We start from the raw sequence: 395 nt of genomic DNA, 5'->3' as shown, positions 1-395 counted from the left end.
CCGAAGAACAGGCCTTCCGCGAAGAGATTCGCGCGTGGGTCCGCGAACACCTGCCGGCCGAGACCGCGCACAAGGTGCACAACGCCCTGCGCCTGACGCGCGACGACCTGCAGGGCTGGGCGAAGATCCTCGGCAAGAAGGGCTGGCTGGGCTTCGGCTGGCCCAAGCAGTTCGGCGGCCCCGGCTGGACCGCCGTGCAGAAGCACCTGTTCGAGGAGGAGTGCGCGCTGGCCGGCGCGCCGCGCATCGTGCCGTTCGGCCCGGTGATGGTGGCGCCGGTCATCATGGCCTTCGGCTCGCCCGAACAGCAGCAGCGCTTCCTGCCGGGCATCGCGAGCGGCGAGGTCTGGTGGAGCCAGGGCTACAGCGAGCCCGGCTCGGGCTCCGACCTGGCC

1 protein-coding gene is annotated in these 395 nt (G+C 71.6%); it reads left to right on the top strand.

What is annotated here, in order from left to right:
- Nucleotides 1-395: acyl-CoA dehydrogenase family protein (locus tag G4D87_RS38720; protein WP_205507903.1), on the top strand; the 395-nt coding region annotated here is incomplete at both ends.

The sequence above is a fragment of the Myxococcus vastator genome (genome assembly GCF_010894475.1).
Lineage (GTDB): Bacteria > Myxococcota > Myxococcia > Myxococcales > Myxococcaceae > Myxococcus > Myxococcus vastator.
The sequence above is the reverse complement of the archived record's forward strand: the minus strand, read 5'-3'. Positions and strand labels throughout refer to the sequence as shown.